This is a genomic window from Numidum massiliense, assembly GCF_001375555.1.
GTDB classification, from domain to species: domain Bacteria; phylum Bacillota; class Bacilli; order Thermoactinomycetales; family Novibacillaceae; genus Numidum; species Numidum massiliense.
This window is the reverse complement of record NZ_CTDZ01000009.1, coordinates 789,238-810,602: the sequence shown is the minus strand read 5'-3', so window position 1 is coordinate 810,602 and position 21,365 is coordinate 789,238. Positions and strand designations below refer to the sequence as shown.

At 50.8% G+C, this 21,365-nt stretch carries 13 protein-coding genes and 2 pseudogenes; 6 read left to right on the top strand and 9 right to left on the bottom strand.

Annotated elements, in window-relative coordinates:
- The first annotated feature begins 66 nt into the window (after nt 1-66).
- The 5 genes and pseudogenes from BN1247_RS04380 (at nt 67) to BN1247_RS04360 (ending at nt 8,324) form a co-directional block, all read left to right on the top strand.
- Nucleotides 67-1,362, top strand: a pseudogene (locus BN1247_RS04380) (NCS2 family permease).
- A 216-nt stretch (nt 1,363-1,578) separates the two neighbouring features.
- Complete coding sequence (locus tag BN1247_RS04375) at nt 1,579-3,729, top strand: DNA topoisomerase III (RefSeq protein ID WP_054949302.1); 2,151 nt, start codon at nt 1,579-1,581, stop codon at nt 3,727-3,729.
- 288 nt (nt 3,730-4,017) lie between these two features.
- Entirely contained in the window at nt 4,018-5,352 is a 1,335-nt protein-coding gene (locus tag BN1247_RS04370) for an APC family permease (protein WP_054951486.1), read from the top strand.
- A 316-nt stretch (nt 5,353-5,668) separates the two neighbouring features.
- Entirely contained in the window at nt 5,669-6,214 is a 546-nt protein-coding gene (locus tag BN1247_RS04365) for an RNA polymerase sigma factor (RefSeq protein WP_054949301.1), read from the top strand.
- The gene (locus BN1247_RS04360; protein ID WP_054949300.1) at nt 6,192-8,324 is read left to right on the top strand and encodes a hypothetical protein; all 2,133 of its coding nucleotides are present in this window, start codon (nt 6,192-6,194) and stop codon (nt 8,322-8,324) included. Before BN1247_RS04365 ends, BN1247_RS04360 begins: the two co-directional genes overlap by 23 nt.
- 140 nt (nt 8,325-8,464) lie before the next feature.
- Here the strand turns inward: BN1247_RS04360 and nrdG are convergent, their stop codons facing one another.
- Both nrdG and BN1247_RS04350 read right to left on the bottom strand, forming a co-directional pair.
- Nucleotides 8,465-8,944 (bottom strand): anaerobic ribonucleoside-triphosphate reductase activating protein, encoded by a 480-nt coding sequence (nrdG, locus tag BN1247_RS04355; protein WP_054949299.1) that lies wholly within the window; start codon nt 8,942-8,944, stop codon nt 8,465-8,467.
- On the bottom strand, nt 8,941-10,806 hold the full coding sequence (locus BN1247_RS04350; protein ID WP_054951485.1) for an anaerobic ribonucleoside triphosphate reductase: 1,866 nt from the start codon (nt 10,804-10,806) through the stop codon (nt 8,941-8,943). The genes nrdG and BN1247_RS04350 overlap by 4 nt, the downstream gene beginning before the upstream one ends.
- A gap of 898 nt (nt 10,807-11,704) precedes the next feature.
- Between BN1247_RS04350 and BN1247_RS04345 the strand changes: the two genes are divergently transcribed.
- Nucleotides 11,705-13,297: an alanine/glycine:cation symporter family protein gene (locus tag BN1247_RS04345; RefSeq protein ID WP_231633133.1), complete on the top strand. Its 1,593-nt coding sequence runs from the start codon at nt 11,705-11,707 to the stop codon at nt 13,295-13,297.
- A 151-nt stretch (nt 13,298-13,448) separates the two neighbouring features.
- Here BN1247_RS04345 and BN1247_RS04340 read toward each other — a convergent pair whose 3' ends face one another.
- From BN1247_RS04340 to BN1247_RS04310, 7 genes and pseudogenes are all read right to left on the bottom strand, one after another.
- A complete protein-coding gene (locus BN1247_RS04340; RefSeq protein ID WP_054949298.1) occupies nt 13,449-16,070 on the bottom strand; it encodes a winged helix-turn-helix domain-containing protein in 2,622 nt (873 codons plus the stop codon).
- Between the two features lie 67 nt (nt 16,071-16,137).
- Nucleotides 16,138-17,124: an ABC transporter permease gene (locus tag BN1247_RS04335; protein ID WP_054949297.1), complete on the bottom strand. Its 987-nt coding sequence runs from the start codon at nt 17,122-17,124 to the stop codon at nt 16,138-16,140.
- A complete protein-coding gene (locus BN1247_RS04330) occupies nt 17,121-17,903 on the bottom strand; it encodes an ABC transporter permease (protein WP_054949296.1) in 783 nt (260 codons plus the stop codon). The genes BN1247_RS04335 and BN1247_RS04330 overlap by 4 nt, the downstream gene beginning before the upstream one ends.
- 13 nt (nt 17,904-17,916) lie before the next feature.
- Entirely contained in the window at nt 17,917-18,864 is a 948-nt protein-coding gene (locus BN1247_RS04325) for an ABC transporter ATP-binding protein (RefSeq protein ID WP_054949295.1), read from the bottom strand.
- Between the two features lie 180 nt (nt 18,865-19,044).
- The gene (locus BN1247_RS04320; RefSeq protein WP_054949294.1) at nt 19,045-19,497 is read right to left on the bottom strand and encodes a DUF6756 family protein; all 453 of its coding nucleotides are present in this window, start codon (nt 19,495-19,497) and stop codon (nt 19,045-19,047) included.
- 45 nt (nt 19,498-19,542) lie between these two features.
- A pseudogene (locus BN1247_RS04315) lies at nt 19,543-19,860 on the bottom strand (CDI toxin immunity protein); the annotation flags it as partial.
- Between the two features lie 189 nt (nt 19,861-20,049).
- Nucleotides 20,050-21,218 (bottom strand): IS3 family transposase gene (locus BN1247_RS04310; protein WP_261796060.1). Its coding sequence is split into 2 segments (ribosomal slippage): nt 20,050-20,957 and nt 20,957-21,218, totalling 1,170 coding nucleotides; the frame shifts between segments, so codons are not numbered across the junction.
- Nucleotides 21,219-21,365 lie beyond the last annotated feature (147 nt).

The window sequence follows — 21,365 nt, the reverse complement described above, 5'->3', positions numbered from 1 at the left end:
AATGGTGACAATGGCTTTAGTCACGGGTGGGTTGAGGGGTTTTGTAGATCATAAGAAGGGAATTTGTTGTATAACCTGTTAAATCGTCTATTTCAACTGGAAGCACAGGAATGCTCGATCCGGCAGGAAATAACCGCCGGTGTGACATCTTTTTTTACAATTGCGTACATCGTCGTCGTTAATCCGCTTATTTTAGCGGACGCTGGCATTCCACTGCAAGCGGGAACGATTGCCACGATTATTGCCAGTGTCGTCGGCAGTTTACTGATCGGCTTGTGGGCGAACGCACCGATTGTCATTACGCCCGGTATGGGCATTAACGCCTTTTTTACGTATACGATTGTGCAATCGATGGGGCTCTCTTGGCAAGAAGCGCTCCTCTGTGTCGTCCTTTCTGGCCTGTTTTTTGTGCTCGCCGCCGTAACGACATTAGGTGAAAAATTACACCGCGCCATTCCCAACGCACTGAAAAACGGCATCACCGTCGGCATCGGTCTCTTTTTGACGTTTATCGGCTTGCAAAAAGGACACCTCGTCGCAGCTGACTCGTCGACGATGCTCACGCTCGCCGATTTGCACGAGCCGGCAGCGCTGCTTACGCTGTTCGGGTTGCTCGTCACGATCGTCTTGTACGCACGAAACGTTAAGGGCAGCTTTTTACTTGCGATCGCTCTGACAACCGTCGTCGGGCTATTAAGCGGACAAACGTCGTTTAGCCAGGCGCCTAGCGGCGGCATTTCACTATAACCGTATATGGACGCACTCGGACAACTCACATTCGCCTTCGATTGGCTGAACGTTCGCTTCTGGACGGCAACGTTCTCGCTAACGATGATCATTACTTTTGAAACGATGGGCTTGTTGCACGGGATGCTACCTGATGCGCGCAAGTTTAAACGCGCTTTCCAAGCCTCTTCTGTCTCTGCCGCCTTGTCGGGGTTATTCGGCACGAGTCCGACAGTCTGTGCGGCGGAGAGCGTATCCGGCATAACCGCAGGCGGAAGAACCGGCTTGACCGCCGTGACAGCGGCACTGTTGTTTGGCACGGCAGTATTTGCCCTACCCGTCATTGCGATCATCCCCGACGGAGCGATCGCGCCGATTTTAATCGTCGTCGGCGGACTGATGATGCAAAACGTGAAACATATCCCGTTTCACCGCTTTACGGAAGGGTTTCCCGCTTTTTTAGTGATCGTGCTCATACCCCTGACATACAGCATCGCCGACGGCATCGCCTTCGGGTTTATCGCGTACCCACTGCTGCAAATCGCCGTGGGAAAAGGGCAACAACTGTCGCCGACACTTTACGTTGTTGCCGCCTTATTCGCGCTCAACTTTATTTTACAAGCGCTGTTTACCTAATCGAATGATAGGATCGAACGGCACCGAACGGCGTGGTCCCATGGCGGAGTCGTATGGCAGACCTCCCCATTGCCCGAGAAGGGCCGTGTCCGTTGCCCATTAGCATATGAGACGTTACAATGTATAATATAGAAACAACTCGATCGTCCGTTATAGAAAACTGGAGACCAGCTCTAGTTTTCTTTTTGTGATCACACGTCTTGAAAGGAGATCGCGATGAAAACACTCGTCCTCGCAGAAAAACCGAGCGTCGCCCGCGACTTAGCGCACGTACTCGGTTGCCACAATCAACAGAAAAACTTCATCGAAGGACAGAAATATATTGTCACTTGGGCACTCGGACACCTTGTCGAGTTAAAAATGCCGGAGGATTACGACAAAAAATACCAAACGTGGCGCCTCAACGATTTGCCGTTAATTCCGGACAAAATGGGGCTAAAGGTCATTCGTAAGACAAGCGCGCAATTTAAGGCAATCGAACGCCTCGCCAAGCGTTCAGACATTAACGAACTTGTCATCGCCACTGACGCAGGGCGCGAAGGCGAACTCGTCGCCCGCTGGATTATCGAAAAAATCCACTGGAAAAAGCCGGTGAAGCGCCTCTGGATTTCCTCGCAAACCGACCGCGCCATTCGCGACGGCTTTAAGCAACTGAAACCAGCGAAACAATACGATTCGCTGTATCAATCGGCCGTGTGCCGCGCCGAGGCAGACTGGCTCATCGGCCTCAACGTGACGCGCGCGTTGACGACGAAATACGACGACCCACTCTCCGCCGGACGGGTGCAAACGCCGACACTGGCGATGGTGCTTGAACGAGAAAACGCCATTAACAGCTTCGTCCCGAAAGAATACTGGACGTTGCACGCCCGCTTCCCCACCTTTACCGCAACGTGGGAACGAAAGGGCGACAAGCGTCTGTTCGACGAGGCGAGAGCTCAGAAACTCCATGAAAAAATACAAGGGCAGCGCGGCACCGTCCGCTCGATCCGCCGCAAAGGAAAAAGCGAGCCACAACTACTGCCGTACGATTTAACGGAACTGCAACGCGATGCCAACCAACGTTTCGGCTTTTCCGCAAAAAAAACGTTAAACGTGCTGCAAGGGCTGTATGAGCACCACAAACTTGTCACGTACCCACGCACCGACTCGCGCTACTTGACGAACGACCTGGAAAAGACGATGCGCGACCGGCTGCGCGCCATCGCCGGCGCGTACAAAGAGGAAACGCAGCCACTTTTGCGCGGCAAGGCAACCGTACAGGCGAAGCGGGTGTTTAACGAACAAAAAGTGACGGATCACCACGCCATCATTCCAACGGATGAATCGGTGCGCCTAAGCGACCTGTCGCCCGACGAACGCCGCCTATACGACTTGATCGCACGCCGCTTTTTGACGCTATTTTACCCGCCGCACCGCTACGACGTCATCCACGCCGACATCGACATTGCCGGTGAGACGTTTACCGTCCACGACACGGTCGTGCGCGACCCGGGATTTAAAGCGGTGCTGGGGAAAGATACAAACGATGCAAAAGATGCGACGTATTCGGGGGATGGGCTGAATACGCCAGGAGCAGGCGCACAGCCTGCGCGCGGCGGACTCGCTACCTTACGCGAAGGATCCACTGTCGTGCCGCGCGACATCGCCATTGAACAGGCGTACACCGAACCGCCACAGCGGTTAACAGAAGCGGACCTCCTCGCGCGCATGGAAAAACACGGCCTCGGCACGCCAGCGACTCGCGCTGACATTATCGAGCGCCTCATTGCCACCGAAGTCGTCGAACGGCAAAACGGTCGCTTTGCCCCGACGCGCAAAGGAAAACAATTGATCGACCTCGTCAACGACGAGCTCAAGTCGCCGGAACTGACGGCGCGCTGGGAACGCGAACTGGAAGCGATCGCCCGTGGCAAAGGCAATGCCCGCTCCTTCCTCGCCGACATTCGCACCCAAACGAAAAAATACGTGCGCGCGATCAAGCAGAGCGAAAAAACGTACCGCGCCTACAACTTGACTGGCTCCAAATGTCCAGAATGCGGTGAATTCCTTAAAGAAGTTCGCGGCAAAGACGGCAAAGTACTCGTCTGTTCGGATCGCGCGTGTGGCTACCGCCGCCGTAAAGATCCGATTCTGTCCAAACGGCGCTGTCCCCAGTGCCGCAAGCGGATGGAAATCCATCAAGGGAAGGCGGGCAAGTATTTTCAATGCCGTCCATGTGGCATCGTGGAAAAGCTCGACCGCGGGAAAAAAGCGGTCTCGAAACGAGAAGAACGGCAGCTGCTAAAAAAATACTCGGAAGGCGACTCGTCTGGTTCTAGTCTGGCCGACGCGTTCAAAGCGGCATTGCAGAAGAAAGATAACTGACTGATCGTTCTTTCAATCGTCAGAATCGACCGTTAGATGTTTGCAGATACACATCCCGTGCCACCCAGTCACAGTGGCGCGGGATGTTTATTGTGCCCGTTTTTTTACCTTTTTTTACCTTCTAAAAAAACGATTGCCTTCTACGCCATTTAGTTGTATCGTTTGTGTGTTCACCTTTTGCCTTCTTTGTTTGCTCCTTCACGCATACATAAAGAGAACGCTAGAGAACGCAACTTCATAAAAGACGCTACTGTTAACTGTTGGGAGGATTTTAGATTGACGACAGATGTGAAAAACGATGCTTCGAACAATCAATTAAAACGGACGTTGACGCTGATCCCGCTCGTCCTCATCGGGCTTGCTTATATGGATCCGCTCGTCGTGTTAGATACGTACGGCGTCGTCGCCCAAGTGACGAAAGGCCACGTCGCCACTGCGTACGTCGCCATCTTAGTCGCGCTCCTTTTTACCGCGTACAGTTATGGAAAGATGGTAAAAGCTTATCCCTCGGCCGGCTCGATCTTTACATACACGCAAAAAAGCATTCACCCGACGGTCGGTTTTCTCGTCGGCTGGGCCGTCCTGCTCGACTATTTGTTTTTGCCGATGGTCGATTTGGCGATTGGCGGTGTTTTCCTTTCCGCTGCCTTTCCAAGCATCCCGATCACCGTGTGGGTCCCGATCTTGGCTGTCATTATTACGACGATCAATATATTTGGCATTCAATTAACGGCTGCGATCACGAGTTTGTTCGTCACTTTTCAAACGCTCGTCCTGTTCGTATTTGTCGGCTTTGTCATTCACGGAATAAACGAAGGGATGGGAATGGCGACCCTGCTCTCTGCCGATCCCTTTTATACGGCGCAAATGGAACTGTCTCCTGTTTTGGCCGGCGCTTCGATCTTGTGTATTTCCTTTTTAGGATTTGACGCAGTTACGACGTTGTCCGAAGAGACGATCAACCCGACCAAAACGTTGCCGCGTGCCATTTTTCTCATCGCTCTGTTAGGCGGGGTCATGTTTATCGGCACCTCGTACGTGTTGCAACTCGTCCACCCGGACTTCACGAGCTTTAAAAATACGGATGCGGCAGCCCTAGAAATTGCTGTGTTCGTCGGCGGTTCGTTTTTAAAGGCGTTCTTCCTCTCCGGAACGATCGTCGCCATCTTTTCAGCGTCGCTCTCGGCGCACGCCAGTGCCTCGCGCTTACTTTACGCTATGGGCCGCGAAGGGGCTTTGCCCAAGCCGTTCGCCTACATCCACCCGAAGTACAAGACGCCTGTCTTCAACATCGTGTTCATCGGCGCTATATCGCTCACCGCTGTGCTCGGCGAATTGGAGATCATTTATTCGTTTATTAGCTTCGGGGCGTTACTCGGCTTTTTGTTCGTCAACTTGTCCGTGATCGCCCACTATTTTATCCGCGGCAAAAAAAGAGCACGCGGCGACGTCATCCGCTATTTAATCGCTCCAAGTATCGGTGCGTTGCTCATTTTGTGGCTGTTTTCTAGTTTGCACACGACGGCGATGTTACTCGGCGGCGGCTGGCTCGTCATCGGCATCCTCTACACCGTGTTCGTGCTCAAAGGAAAAGTCGACTACTCGCTCACGCTTGACCGGTAGTAAGGACACCTAGCAAGACCACCCTTCCCCCGACAGTGGGTGGAGGGTGGCCTCTTTGCTACTCCCGTAATGTTATGTTATTGCTACAGCTGTTATATTTTGCCGTCATGTTCGTGCTACACCTGCCGTTATGTTATTGCACCTTCCGTTATATTTCCAGTCATGTTCTTCCTTCTCCTGATACGTTTTGGCTACTCTCGATGCGTTTTATTGTCTCGTGTAATTATAACTCCTAAGCAACGTCTAATAAGTAAGCGGACAACTGAATGGCGCTCTTATACAGGGAACATATGAAAGTGGAAAGGAGGAAAGCTGTGTGGCGGATTTTTCCGAACTAGAAGCGTGGTTTACGGCTTACGGTTCTGATGTACACAATTATCTCCGTTATTACTCTGGAAAAAACGATGTGGAGGATCTCGTCCAAGACGTGTTTTTAAAAGCACTGAAGGGACTGCCGTCCTTTGAAAAGCGATCGAGCCCGAAGACGTGGCTGTTTGCCATCGCCCGCCGCGTCGCGGTCGACGACGGACGGAAACAGTTCGTCGCCGAGCGACTCCTGCAACGCGCTACAGCTGCCGACACCGCGGCCCCGCTGCCGACACCAACACCGGAAGACGTCCTGTCCGCACAGGAAGGGCAGGCTGAACTGTACGCAGCGATCCGCACGTTAAAGCGCCCCCACCGCGAAGTCCTGCTACTGCGCGCACTGGAGGAGTTTACACCGCAAGAGACAGCCGACATTCTCGGTTGGAGCAAAACGCGCGTCAACGTCACCCTACACCGTGCGCTGAAAGCGCTACGCCAAGCATATGATCACATGGAAGGAGGAGTAAATAGTCATGTTGCCAGAAAACACGGATGAACTCTTCAATCAAGTCAAACAATTATCGCGCGAACCACTGACCCCAGAGGCGAGTGAGCGCATCTTACACACCTTGCGGCGCGCCAACAGTCGCGCGGAGAGGCAACTCAAGCGAAAGCGCACGTGGCGCCACATCGCGGTCGCGCTAGCCGCTACTTGTCTGTTCGCGATCGTAGTTAAAGGTTGGGGGGCACTACCTGGGCCGATGGGCCAAGAAGAATCCTCCCCCACTGCGCCCTCGACAGCAGAGCAAAAAAGTGGCGCCGAGCAAACAGCCGACTCCAACGAACCGGCAAATGCTACGGACGCTCGGGAAGAGAAAAAACCAGTGCAGATCGACGTGCCGTGGCAAGAGAGCCCGCTCTTCGACTTGTACGACAAAGACGGCTCCCTCGTCTTTCCGAGTGGCGTCCGAGGCGTGAAAGGAAAAATTGGTTTCCGCGAAGACGGCGGTACGCCGTTTATCGCTAATGTCCAAGAAACTGTCGCGAAAATGTTTTGGTACGTGTGGGGCGACGCAGACAAACTTGTCGGTAAACAGCTTGTCGCCACTGCCGTACACCAAGAAAGCGGAAAAAAAATCACCCTCGACAAATCGAAGCTAGAGTCCGGAATCTACGGTGAAGATGCAAGCGCGCTCACATCGTTCGCTCCGTTAACGGAGAAAGGGCTGTGGCGCATCGACGTGACTCTTGACGGAAACTACTTCGATTCCATCGTCGTCCGTGTGAAAGAAGGATACGTCAAGACAAAAACGGCCACCTTCGACATCTCGCCGGACGATCTCGTCGTCTACAAGCCGCTTCGCGTCTGGTTAGACGTACCGAGTCAACCGGACAAGCAAAAGGCACTCGACGTGCGCGCTTTTCCGCTAAACGAGCGTAAAAAACAAAGGACGTTTAAATTTACCAGTGAGGACGGTAGCTATAGCGGCACCTTCCTGTTCGACACGCCGGGCAAATGGCAGCTTGAGGTACTCGGCGAGAAAACAGTTGTCGATGTTAGTTCGCGCCATGGATGGAAAGTCAGCCCACGCTTCGACCTGTTGGACAAAGACGGCTCTGTCGTCTATCCGAAAGGCGTGAGAGGGATCGAAGGTAAGGTCGGTTTTCTCGATAACGGCGATGTTTCCATCGTCGCAGGCGCGTCGGAAACGGTTGCAAAAATGTTCTGGTATGTGTGGGGCGACAGCAAAAAACTAGTCGGCAAACAACTCCTCGCCACAGCTGTCCACGAGGAAACGGGAGAAGCATTCACCCTTGACCGCTCCGAATTAACGAACGGACTGTACGGCGAAGACGCCCACGCATTAACCACCTTTGCACCCTTCCCGCGCAAAGGGTTATGGCGCATTGACATCAACATCGACGGCACCCACTTCGCCTCTTTCGTCGTCAATGTAAAAGACGACTTTATCCGCACGAAATCGTCCTACTTCTCTGTTTCCCGGGACGACGTCAAAGTCGGCAAGATACATGCCACTCTGTTCGCCAGTGGTGAACAAAAAGAAAAGGCGCTCGACATCCGCGCCCGTTCGCTTAACAACGACCAAAGAGCGACGTTTTCATTAACGAAGGGCGGCAGTGTCATACGCGCCATGGACAATGTCCCAGAGACGATTTACGAAGGACTGCTCTCATTCCCAACCCCAGGCGAGTGGGAATTAGATGTTCGCGGAGAAAAAGTAGTCGTCAACGTCGGCGAAAGTAAAGAGTCGGAAGCAGAATGGCGCGAAAGCGAACCAGTCGCCATAACCGATGCTGCACACAACGTCATCTTTCCTGACGATGTGATCGGCGTACCGGACAAAGTCGGTCTCACTCCGACCGCGTTTATTACGAAGGAGCCTGCGACAGGGCTTAAATGGTACGTCAATGACCCGTCCAAACAGTACGCAAACAAAACACTCATCGCGACGGCCACTCACCGCCTCACGGGAGAACGGGTCAGACTTAGCAAGACGGCGTTAAACGGGTCGCAGCGCGGCACGTTTGCCACGACTCCGGAAACGGACCTCAAGCCCCTCCCACACAAAGGGGTGTGGCGCGTCGACGTCACAGTCGGTGGCACAGCGATCGATTCATTTACGGTCGAAGTTACCGACGAGTAAGTGTAGGGAAGGATGATGCCGCGCCACTCGTTACTCGTGCGGTACGCGGCACCTAGATCTACCGCGCCATCCATCACTCGCACTACTCGTACGTCACGAGCCACCCTGAATGGCACGTACCTCCCCAAAAGTCACCAACGTTACAGCGGCCGCGGCAAGCGGTCGCACCACTCCTGCCGCGGCAGAATGCGCTGATTGCGACTGCCGCGGAACGGGAGTGACAAGTCGCGTTCCGCGCGTACAAAAGGGCCGTCGACGAGCACGTCGCACTGCGCCAGCAGCTTTAACCGCGCCCGATCCCCTTCCGCCAACAATTCCTCCAACGTATAACCGGTGTAAACCCACAAATTTTTGCCCCGCTGTTTTACTGCGGCAGCCAACTCACTCACTTCCGCCGCTTGCAAAAATGGCTCCCCTCCGGAAAAGGTGACATCGTTCAAGCGGTTCGCGTCCAGTTCCGCTAACACGTCGGCGAGCGTCATGTCCCGCCCGCCAGCGACGTTCCAACTGCGCGGATTGTGGCAACCGGGACAATGGTGCGGACAGCCAGCGAAAAAGACGACTGTCCGCAGGCCCGTGCCGTCAACGACCGAGTCGTGTAAAATGTCGAGTACTCTCACGAATGCTTAACCCTTTCTCGTTCTTCGCTCCGCTTCGCATTGTTCCAGCGGGTAAGGTCGCCGACGAGGTAACCGGTAATGCGGCGAATGCGCTCGATTTGCCCTTCGTCAGACGTATGACAAACCGGACAGGCACTATCGATCGTCCCGTCATACCCACACTGTTTACAGCGGTCAACCGGGTGGTTGATCGAACCGTAACCGATCCCGGTGCGGTGCATCGCCCGCACGAGTGCGTCGACGGCCGCCGTATTGTGGCGCAAATTGCCGTCACATTCGATGTACGTAATGTGCCCGGCATTGCACAACGCGTGAAACGGCGCTTCCCGCTCGATCTTGTCGATTGCCTTCACGCGGTAATACACCGGGATATGAAAGCTGTTCGTGTAATAGTTCCGATCCGTCACCCGCGGAACGTCGCCGAACGCCTCCCTGTCTTTCGCGACAAACTTCCCCGACAGCCCTTCCGCTGGCGTCGCTAACAGCGTAAAGTTCAGCTGATAACGAGCGGTCGCTTCATCCATCGCCTGCCGCATGTGCCGTACGATTTGTTGCCCGAGTTGCCACGCCGCCTCGCTTTCACCGTGATGTTCCCCCGTCAGGGCTACGAGCGCCTCGGCCAACCCGATAAAGCCCATGCTAAGTGTCCCTTGCTTCAACACCTCTTCTAGTGTCTCCTCCGGCGCCAGCGTTTCCCCACCACGCCACACACCTTGCGAATACAAAAAGGAGAAATTAGCGGCGCGCTTCGCGCATTGAAACTTATACCGCGCCAATAGTTGTTCCACGACGACCGCGATCACCTCGTCCAAACGGGCAAAAAACTGCGGCACATCGTCGCTCAAGAGCGCGATTTTCACTAAGTTCACCGACGTGAAGGATAAGTTCCCACGCCCGATGCTCGTCTCTGCCCCGTGCAAGTTACCCATCACGCGCGTGCGACAACCCATGTACGCTACTTCACTTTCCGGTGTCCCGTCGTTATAGGCCGCATTAAACGGCGCATCTAAAAAACTGAAGTTCGGAAAGAGGCGACGACTCGTCGTCTCTAGCGCCAGCTCGTACAAATCGTGATTCGGATCGCCCGGGTTGAAATTGACTCCTTCCTTCAGTTTAAACACTTGAATCGGGAAGATCGGCGTCTCCCCTTTTCCGAGCCCCGCTTGCGTCGCCAAGAGCAAATTTTTTATGAGCATACGCCCTTCCCGCGACGTATCCGTCCCGTAATTGACGGAAATAAACGGCACTTGTCCCCCACCGCGGGAATGCATACTGTTCGCGTTGTGGATGAACGCCTCACACGCCTGGTATGTGTCGCGATCCGTCTCCTCCCACGCGCGGGCCACTTCCTGTTCTGCGGTGTACGTCGTCGGGTAGCTTTGGATGCGCCGCAAATTTTTTTGAAACGTCCGCTCGACGTACGGCGCCAAATCGTAATCAAACATCGGGAACGCCTGTCCCCCGTGTTGCATGTTTTGGTTCGCTTGTAAAATAATCGCCGCAAGTGCCAGCGCGCTTTTTATATCTTGCGGCGTACGCATAAACCCGTGCCCTGTATTAAAACCGTTCTCTAGCAGTTTTCCGAGCGGGATTTGACAGCACGTCGTCGTCCCCGTCGCTAAAAAATCGGCGTCATGTATGTAAATTAAGTTGTCTTCGACCGCCCGCCGCACGTTGTCACTGAGTAAGTACTCCTCCGTAAAAAACTTACTCCCTTCCCCGGCCAGCTTCGCCATCAATCCCATCGGCGAACGTCCGTCGACGTTGGCATTTTCCTGCAATAAATCGTGGCTCCCGCCGAACAAAATGTCGCGAAACGCACCGAGTAAACGGCTGTCAGCCCTACTCTCGGCTGTTGGCATTTCCCCTTCGGTTTCTAACGCTGACACTTCTTCAGCTTGCGCGCTCGGCACTAGACGACTGGCCACAGCGCCCATTTTCGCCGGAAAATTTGACGTAGATCTATTTGATGCGGGCCTACTTGAGACGGAAATACCTAACACGGATCCATTTGACGTGGGTCTACTTGACACGGATTCACTTGACGCAGATCCACTTGTCATAGGTTCACTTGACGCAGGTCCACTTGTCACAGGTCTTCTTGAAGCGGGAATGCTTGACGTGCGATAAGTTTTTTTTCCTACTCCTACCCCTACTTTTTCATCGCCAGTTGCGATCTCTGTCTGATTCATCATTGGACACTCTCCCTCGTGTTAAAGCACACTCTATATCACTTATTAAACTCATTAACCACACACCGTTTAACTCACTATTAACTCACTATTAACCCACTATTAATTCACTATTAACTCGTGATGTAAGTAAATCCTTTACACGCTTTGATATATTATTTTTTCGAAACGCATAAAATTGCCCGAAACGCACAAAGCGATCAACAAAAATCGGAAGATAATACCCCTATATATAGATGGTAAACTACGATACAAACACAATATATAGTTTTTCCTCACTCAATTTATTACATATACAAGCTCTCGTCAACGGATTCTCTGTTACAAATTCATTAAGAACGTTTAGCGTTAAACAAGTATATAATAACATTCCTACATTTAATATTTTTATCCACTATTCCAAGCGAATCGCATTCTCCTATTGAACGTTTTGTAATAAGTATGATAAAGTAATCTTAATGTAAAAAGTCCCCTATGTCTTGTGGTCCCCTATGTCTTGTTAGCGAACGTAAATAGCGCGCATTAACTAAGGCAATTTTTGATAATTCTCTAAGTAAGGAGTGTTGTTATGGAAGAGGTTATTACAAGGATTAGCGATTTCTTTATAGGATTCGGAGTAGGCGCCATTTCCGTGCTGGAAAACGTCACCGACGTCGGAAATACGATCTTATGGACTTATGTGTTGATCGGTTTACTGCTCGTACTAGGTGTTTACTTTACCATTCGAACAAAATTTGTTCAGTTTAGATACTTAGGGGAAATGTTTCGGTTATTAGGTGATAGCCCTTCCAAAGGAAAAAAGGGGAAAAAGGGTGTTTCCTCTTTTCAAGCGTTCTGTATTAGTACTGCTTCACGGGTTGGCACAGGTAATCTAAGCGGTGTCGCCCTGGCAATTACTGCCGGCGGACCAGGGGCTGTTTTTTGGATGTGGCTTATCGCGCTGATCGGGGCGGCCTCCAGTTTTGTCGAAAGCACGCTGGCACAAATTTATAAAGTAAAAGACGGCAGCAGTTACCGCGGTGGTCCTGCCTATTACATGGAAAAAGCGTTAAATGCACGTTGGATGGGCATCCTTTTTGCCGTATTGATTACCTTGTGTTTCGGCTTCGTCTTTAACGCCGTGCAGACGAACACGATGACGAACGCCTTCCAACACGCGTTCGATACGGACATGCTCACGATGGGACTCATCGTCGCCGCGCTTTTCGGATTGATCATTTTCGGCGGGGTGCAGCGGATCGCTAAAGTGTCCAGCGTCATCGTACCGATTATGGCCACCGGCTATGTACTCGTCGCCCTTTACGTCATGATGAAAAACTTTACGCTCATTCCGGACGTCATTGCGACGATTGTCAAACACGCCTTCGGTTTTGAACAGGTCGCTGGGGGAGCGGTCGGCGCTGCCTTGATGAACGGCATTAAACGCGGGCTGTTTTCCAACGAAGGCGGGATGGGGAGTGCCCCGAACGCCGCGGCGACAGCGGAAGTTTCGCACCCGGTCAAGCAAGGCTTGATTCAGGCGCTTGGCGTATTTGCAGATACTTTGTTAATTTGTAGTGCGACGGCGTTTATTATTCTTTTTTCCGGGCAACAGTTTGATGTTGAGGCCACGAACGGCATCGTCGTGACACAAGAAGCGCTAAGTGCACAAGTCGGTTCTTGGGCGACGAGCTTTGTCGCGATCGCTATTCTGCTGTTTGCCTTTAGTTCACTAATTGGAAACTACTATTACGGGGAAACGAATATCGAGTTTATTACGCAGGACAAAACGTGGGTGTTTCTGTATCGCTTCATCGCGATCGGCATGGTCGTTTTCGGCGCCGTGGCGAAAGTGGAGCTCGTGTGGAACATGGCCGACTTGTTCATGGGGTTGATGGCGGTCACGAACTTAATCGCCATTGCGCTACTCGGAAAAATCGCCTTCGCCGCCCTACAAGATTACACGCGGCAACGCAAAGCAGGAAAAGACCCCGTCTTCCACGTCGACAACATCCCCGGGCTGAAAAACGTAGAGTGTTGGGGCACACCGGGAAGTGGCGGAGACACATCGGGGGCACCGTCGCGTGAGGCGGATGTGGAAGGTTCCATTGTTGCAGCAGGCAGTGGAACTATCGCAGATCTTACGGATATGGAAGTTGCGGCCGGGACAACGCGGGAGTAGTTGGTGTAAACGTGGGATTTGAAAACAATTAATGCGGGATATCGAGAATCGAAGTTCTGAGAGGACAGTGTTATTCTGTCCTCTTGTGCCTATGTTGGGTTACTGCTGGTTTCCAATTCCATCTAACCAAGCCAGTATATCACCATCATCTTCACAGCAACCCCAGTTCTCTGCCTCTTTCAACTGCTGATACACGATTGGACACCTCTAGCTTTGCATAAATATTAATGATATGGGACTTCACTGTTCCCAGCGAGATGCAAAGCTCTGCCCCAATCTCTTTGTTCGTCCGACCGGTTGCCAGCACCTGCAATACCTCGAGCTCGCGCTCACTGAGTACCGTCGTCTCTTGCCCGGCGGTGTCTCTCGATGCAGATGTACACGAACTTGCTTGAGATTCAATCATCGACTGAATGCGTTGTGCAAATCGCTTTTCTCCCGAATTCAACTCCTGGTCGGGGTCCTCTATCAGTGCGCCAATATAAGGTCGGATCTTCTCGGCTTCCAGAAAAAACGGAGCTAGATGCTCGTGCTCGTACCCGTAGTGAATCGCTTCCCGCAAGGCATGCAAAATCCCTTTTCCGGAAAGACGTGAATTAGTTAACAAAACAGTTAGCTTGAGCAGCAGCCCTTCTACCAGTATCGTGCGAATCCCGTACTTTCGGGCGTAGGGTAATAACTGGTCAAGATGTTCAAGCGCTCGCAGATGTTCCCCTCTTGCGGCCCAAATCCGCGCGCACACTAGATGGTCTTCCAAACGAGCCGTAGACGCCGAATGCTCTCCTTCCACCCGCTCCAATACGGCGTTTTCCCTCTCGACATTGCGCAAACTGTACCTGAGCAGATACTTTAACGTAGAGGCGAGATACGTGGGGTTTTGGAAGAGTGGATAGGCATCCAGTTCATGGAGCAACGCGATCGCCCCCTCCCGATCGCCGTTTAGTGCGCACAACTCCATTTTGTTGTATAAGTAGGCGCTTTGCAGCTGATGTTTACCGCTTTCCAAGAGCGGCCTAATCGCAGTGAAAGCCTCTTCTGCCTGATCAAGTTGCATTTTCTTCAACTGGATGCCGATCAGACCAATCCAGGTGAATACCCTCGCAGAATGAAGCATCGGCTGTTGCTCGCACAGCCGGAACATTTCCTCGTACAGCGGCAGACAATCCGATAGCAGACCCATCGCTTCCAGTACCTGGGCCTGGTTGCTCAAAATGAAATAGCGCAAATACGGATTGGGCGCCTGTCGCTCCAAGCGCATCGCTTGACCGAGCCAATCCATCGCTGTCGCATAGTGATCTTTTAGCGACAAAATCGTCGCGCCCGTAACGAGTACAATCGCGCGGGTGACGGCATCCAATTCGAGCAGCTCCAGATCGTCAATCCAATCCAATCCAGTTGGTAAATCGGCGATGTCATCGCCGAGCAGGAAGCGGTACAACTGAAACAAACTCCACAGACCGTCGTCGTCTCGGTGTGGCAGTGTCAAACGGATGATCTCGCGAATGTCCTCTATCTCCAAGTTGCCTACATGATAAAACAACCGCTGAAACAAAAGCGGCCTACACTGTGATAATACGTCCAGAGGGATTTGCCGCAAATACGTCCAGCTGTGGAAGCGATACTCTTTCGCGGTCAATAGTCGGATGGCATCTTCAAACGCTTTTGCGCTCAAATAATGCTGCAGACTTTCTTCACCACTGCCAAACGCTTCGTAAGCTTTAGCTGCCTTCAGATGAAGCGAGCGCACTGCATCCTCGCCCTGCTCGCGTAGCTTTGCCCGTAAAAACTCTCCAAATGCCTGGTGATAGCGATAAATTCCCTCATCTTCGTCCACTGTGATCACGAACAAATGCTTTTTCACCAACTGGGCAATCACGTCTCCCGCATCGTTGATTCCGAGCATGCGGTTACAAATCGTTTCATGGAAATAGGTAAGCACCGATGTTTGCAACATGAATTGTTTTTCTCGCCCCGATACAGACAGCAAAATTTCATTTGATAAATAGTCGGTCATGTATTTATTCAAAGCGCTAGTCGACCCTGACCATGTTTGGGTCCGCTGCCCAAGCGCAATCGCCGACAACTGCAAGCCGCCTACCCAGCCTTCTGACCATGCGTACAACCGATCCGTCGCAGAAGATGTAAGCGTCAGGCCAAGCGTTTGCGATAAAAAGACATCCGCTTCTGCACGGGAGAACACAAGCTCTTGTTCTCCGATCTCCAGATACTTTCCAGCCATCACCAGCTCCCCGAGGTAGAGGGTCGGCGTTTCTCTCGTCAGCAGCACCAGCCGGATGGCATCGGGACTGTATTTGATAAAGAAGGTCAAACTTTCCAACAAGAGCGGGTGATGCAACACATGAAAATCATCCAGCACGATGATCCCCGATGCACCGCATTCCTCCAGCCGATTTACGAAAAGGACGAGTAAATGTTCGACATTTGGTTGTTGTGACAACGCATCAAACAGTGGCTCCAATTGCTCCGGCTCTTGACCGAGTTGATCCTGTAAGGCTTTGAGCATATAAGCCCAAAAGGAACGCACATCGTTATTTGTTTCGTCAAGGGTAATCCAGCGCCACTCCAGGTTGGGCCGCTCTCTCATATATGTAGTCAGTAATGTCGTTTTTCCGCTTCCCGCCGAGCCTTGTACGACTGTCACCTTGTGATCGAGCAGCCTGTCAAGCTTTTGGTACAAACGGGGACGTGGAATATATCGCTTCCGTGGCGCGGGTGCTTTTAATTTGGCAGCAAGCAGTTGAAATCTGCCCATCTTCCGTGTTCACCTGCCTCATTCGCATGCATGCTGTTTTACTCCTATAGTACCACGAATGCGGCTCTCATCCGTACCATCCTTTGTACAGACGATGGCGGCAGATAAACCAGCCAGCTACCCCCAAAGCTAGTGAAACAGCAATCACATAAAGGCCATTCCCCATATTCTGCAACAAAGTTCCATGCGCTTCCACTCCATCCACCAGCAGGATAAATTGCTTCTGCGGTAAAACATTGGAGATTGCCTCCATGACTCCATTTTGGTGATCGATCTTGTAAAAACTGCCCGATAGCAAGGAGCTGATGATAATGATCCCTGATGCGAGTGATAGTCCCGTGTCGGCATTTTCGATCCAGGCCGCTATGAACAAAGCGAAGGAGACGGCCAAGAGCGCAGGGAAGATCAACAAGAGCGCGTACATCCCGAGGCTGAAACCGATGTCGAGCCCGATTCCCTTGGTTATCGCCAGTACGAGCCACGCCGGAGCATAAACGCCTAAAAATCCAAATAGGCACTGGGCTATCAAATAGGGGGCAATGCCTGCCGGGGATACAGCCGTTCGGCGAAGTGTACCTGTTTTTTTGTCGTCTGAGAACAACTGAAAGTAAAATAAAGCTTGGACTAACAATAACATGCTGAGAAAGCCCAGGATGCTGTTTTGCAAACTCCGTTTCTTTTTCGTCGGGACTGCAGAATCTGACCCGGCGATCGCCTGCTCCAGTTCCTCCTTGAACCGATCGGTTTTTAACGTCTCGATCTGATACGAGCCGTCTCTTTCAAGCGTAACGACCGCATCGTATTTGTTGCGCACCAACTCGGACTGTAAGGGCGCCTGCTCTAGGTAGTGAACGCTGTAGTTTTTTTCATCGAGTGGCAGGCTGGCTGTCGTACTGGCCACGACTGCGACGTTACCCTTCAATTCGATCTGGCTCGTAAAAAAGACAGCAAACGCAACCGCGGCCATCGTCATTAACAACGTGATGACAATGACATTCCGGCGATTCCACATCCGAAGCACATGATTGCTAAAAATGCGAAAGGTCATCCTCATACGTAATCCTCCGTTTTAAACGTTCGTTTACAGCCCCACAAGATGAGCAGCGACGCAACGACAAAGGTAGCCATCGTTGGTAAAAAAAAGCTAAAATCGTCATCGTAGACGATACGCAGTACCGTTTCGGCTACCCACTTGGCCGGAGACAGATAGGAAATATTTTCTGCCCAGCGCCCAAGGCTGTCTAACTGGAAAAATAACCCACCCAGTATCGCGAGAACATTGTTTACCATACTGAGAATTTTGTTCGTCATCTCTTCACTTTTAAACACGCAACAGAGCAGAACCCCCAGTGATGCCGAGAACAAATGGAGGCCGAGTAACACGGCAATCGTGTAAATCACATTGCTGCCACCCAAAGCCAGACCAAACACCGTTTGGAGCAAGAGGACAAGTGCGACAGAACAGACGCTGGTAAAGAGAAAAGCCGCTGCGATTTTGGACAGGTATACAAAAGATTTGGGTACGGGTGCATACAGAACACGCAAATTGCTTCGCTTCAGATTGTTTTCCATAAAACTGTTTGCCGCTGTGATGGACACATTCAACGCGCTGTAGATCATAATTGTCACACTGTAATAATCGTATGCGGTGACACCGCTACCACCGTAAATGCCGCTGCCCAGGTAGCCAAGTGTCATGATCAACAGCAGTGGAAACAAGGTATGGTAGATCAGGAGTCCCCCATCCGTTAGCAGGTTAAACAGGTCTCTTTTGAACATGATCGCAAACAAGTTCGGGTTCGCCGGGCCCATGCTTTTTTCCAGTTCGGCCATGATCTTTGCCTCCTTAATTCCGCAGCGTGCGACCCGTGAGATTGAGAAACACCATCTCCAGGCTGGGCGAGAAACTGGTCAGGTTTACGATTTTCAGACCACTAGACGATAGGTAGGCAATAATCTGATCCAGATTGTCGATGCCCTTCAACGTTGAAATGCGTATCACATTGCCGTTGACGTCCACTCGCTTAACCCCGTCGATTCGAAACAGATGCAGCTTCGGCATCTCATCTGTTTCTTCTACCTCCACCTTAAACCGCTTCTCATCAGCAAAACGTTCTTTTAATTCCTCTTTGGTACCTGAGGCAATCACTTCTCCGTGATCAATGATCAGAATGCGGGTCGATATTTCCTCGACCTCTTCCATATAGTGTGTGGTGTAGATGATCGTCGCTCCCTCGTCTCGCAGCCTGCAGATTGATTCTAGGATATGCTTGCGGGATTGTGGATCGATTCCCGCTGTCGGTTCATCCATGATGATCAATGGGGGCCGATGGGCAATCGCACAGGCCATATTTAACCTCCGCTTCATACCGCCGGAGAATGTCTTTGGTTTGTCCTTGCGCCGATCAGAAAGCCCGACAATCTCCAGTGCTTCATCCGTCCTCTGTGACAGTTCTTTGCCGCGCAGTCCGTAGAGCGAAGCAAAAAACCGAACGTTTTCCTCTGCCGAAATATCTTCATATACAGCTACGTCCTGAGGCACAATTCCTAGCTCTCGCTTGTATTGTCTCGTCAGTCGGTCGAACGGCTCACCGCGAAAGCGGATTTCCCCTTGATCGCCGCGCAAGGTTGTCGATAAAATATTGATCGTCGTACTTTTTCCTGCGCCATTCGGGCCGAGAAAGCATAAAATTTCCCCCGAATGTACATGGAAGCTGACATTGTTTAGCGCTTTTCGATTGCCAAAGCTTTTACACAAACTGTTTACTTCGATCATCGGCGGATTGGCACTCATACTGTTATCCCCTTTCTCCCCATCTATTTCTATCTTACCACCGCAGTTCGCGCGCCGAATCAACCGAATGGTCGATTCATGGGGTTGATTTCTGTTTCACGTCTATAATCTTCCGAAATGACGGAAGCATCGATTGCAAGCGTCGTAATATTCACGTTCAGCTTTGCTGATCCTACAAAATTACTGGGGATAATTATCGAGTTCGCCAGTTTTGTACCTTCTCAGCCACCTTTTGGCTGTTCCACTCGCTATTAGCACGTCGTGATGATTAAAACAAATCAAGTAATCGAACTCTTTGTTGGTAAGATAAAACTCTACATTAAAGGTTTCAGCTAAGATATTCACTATATTTTCGCCACCCGAAATTATGAACGAGGACTTTTCATCCGACGTATTGAAAAAAACAATAGCCTCATTATCATTTACAAACTCTGAAACCCATTGCCATGCATCTGGATTCTGTACTGCTACATCGTCATTAATTCTTTCCCATATAGGTTCAACATTCATTCCACCCGTAAACTTGGCTGCTATTAGGTTTTTCATTTCTGCAGTTCTCGTATATGGGATCTCCTTTACTTTAATTTCAAGTTTATTCGAAGCGGCAAAAATTTGACCTTTTATATCCCACATGAACTTCACTCCTTAAACAGTTAGCAACGGGGAAGACACAGTTGGCTAATCACGACTATTGTGATCAATCACATCTTTTATTTTACTATTCGGTAAACCTATCGTAACTTCTCCTTCATGGTAAAATTCTATGACATAGCCGGTTGATGGAGATAGTATGAAGGTATCCGACGCAACTGCAGTAACGTCATCAATTACCTTTACGGCAGAAACTATATCTGTTTTCACGGCTGGATCGTCAATATAGTTCCACAATAAAACAACTTCCATTTCGCTAATTCCCAATTCATCCAACCAAGTCAGTATATCACCGTAATACTTGATCTTCCTTTTCACTTTTACCTTTTCCCAATCAATTCTTTGATAAAAGGTGGTACTATGTCAATAAAGTAGACATATTAAATCGAGAAATATGCAACCACCTACGGGTTAAGGTGACGGCTTGACACGGAGCCTCCGTGGGTATGACTGTTAGCGATCGGGCGATCTCCTCGTATCGAGTGATCGCTTGGCAGACAAGCCTATCATGCCCGCCTCTCCATATAAAGCCGTCTACGCGATCGCTTCCATGCGGCCATCATACATTTGTTCAAACTGACAAGGTGACACATAGCCAATAGCCGAATGGATTCTTTGGCGGTTATAAAAGAGCTCGATATATTCAAAGATAGCCACCCCAGCTTCTTTACGGGTTCTAAATGACGTTAGGTGCACCAATTCCCGTTTAATGACACTATGAAACGATTCGATGCACGCATTATCAAAGCAGTTACCTTTTCGACTCATGCTGCACTGCATACCGTACTTGGCTAATCGCGCTTGATAGTCGTGTGACGCGTATTGACTACCTCGATCCGAATGATGAAGCAGTGATGGCTGAGGACGTCGTACACGATAAGCTTTGTCGAGCGCTTTTAATACGAGGTGCGTGGTCATTCGCTTGGCGACATGCCAGCCAACGATTTTACGTGAATATAAATCCATAACACTCGCGAGATAAAGCCAACCTTCATCTGTAGGCACGTAGGTAATATCCGCGACCCATACGCGATTAGGTGTTTCCGCACTAAACTGTTGATTTAACGTATTCGCGTGAACAGGAAACGAATGCTTGGAATTCGTCGTCGCCTTGTATTTCTTAACCGTTCGGGACCGTAAATGATGTTGGCTCATTAAGCGGGAAACCGTTCGCTGGGACACTTGTTCTCCTTCCTTTCGCAACAATGCGGTGATTTTTGGGGCACCGTATAATCTTCGCGAATGAAAGTAATAGTGATGAATGCGCTTAACGAGTTTCTTTCGCCGTTTGTCACGCGCACTTTCGGGTCGTTTTAACCAACGATAATAACCGCTTCGGGAAACCTTGAACACCTGGCACATCTTCTCGACACGGAACTTGAAGCGGTGTTTGTAAATAAAGGAATATATTAGCGCCGGTCTTTGGCGAAGATGTGCATGGCCTTTTTTAGAATGGCGTTTTCCTCCTCTAGATCCCGAATACGCTTTTGCATGTCACGCATCGTTTGATCTTCAGGCTTTAAGTTGCCACTTCCGACAAAAGCATTTTCTGGGTCTTGTTTATACTCATTGACCCAGCGATACAGTGTGTTTTCCGATATGCTTAATTCGCGAGCAACTTGTGCCACGGCTTTACCTTGTTCCAATACGTATTCGACAGTTTGACGCTTGAATTCACGATTGTAATTCTTTCGACGTTTCATGTAGAACACCTCGAATCATTTAGTTTTATTATAATCCCCCGATTCGGTGTGTCTACTTTTTAGTCTAGCACTAAAATCACTCATTACTTTTTCCCCCTTGGAAATAGTTTTCGAGAAGTAGACTTTTTAGCCTCCTCGCTATAGCTG

Bases quoted from the DNA above. Each gene is read 5' to 3' on its own strand.
- BN1247_RS04375 (WP_054949302.1), top strand. From the start codon at position 1,579: ATGAAAACACTCGTCCTCGCAGAAAAACCGAGCGTCGCCCGCGACTTA.
- BN1247_RS04360 (WP_054949300.1), top strand. From the start codon at position 6,192: ATGTTGCCAGAAAACACGGATGAACTCTTCAATCAAGTCAAACAATTA.
- BN1247_RS04350 (WP_054951485.1), bottom strand. From the start codon at position 10,806: ATGCCAACAGCCGAGAGTAGGGCTGACAGCCGTTTACTCGGTGCGTTT.
- BN1247_RS04345 (WP_231633133.1), top strand. From the start codon at position 11,705: ATGGAAGAGGTTATTACAAGGATTAGCGATTTCTTTATAGGATTCGGA.
- BN1247_RS04340 (WP_054949298.1), bottom strand. From the start codon at position 16,070: ATGGGCAGATTTCAACTGCTTGCTGCCAAATTAAAAGCACCCGCGCCA.
- BN1247_RS04335 (WP_054949297.1), bottom strand. From the start codon at position 17,124: ATGAGGATGACCTTTCGCATTTTTAGCAATCATGTGCTTCGGATGTGG.
- BN1247_RS04330 (WP_054949296.1), bottom strand. From the start codon at position 17,903: ATGGCCGAACTGGAAAAAAGCATGGGCCCGGCGAACCCGAACTTGTTT.
- BN1247_RS04325 (WP_054949295.1), bottom strand. From the start codon at position 18,864: ATGAGTGCCAATCCGCCGATGATCGAAGTAAACAGTTTGTGTAAAAGC.
- BN1247_RS04320 (WP_054949294.1), bottom strand. From the start codon at position 19,497: ATGTGGGATATAAAAGGTCAAATTTTTGCCGCTTCGAATAAACTTGAA.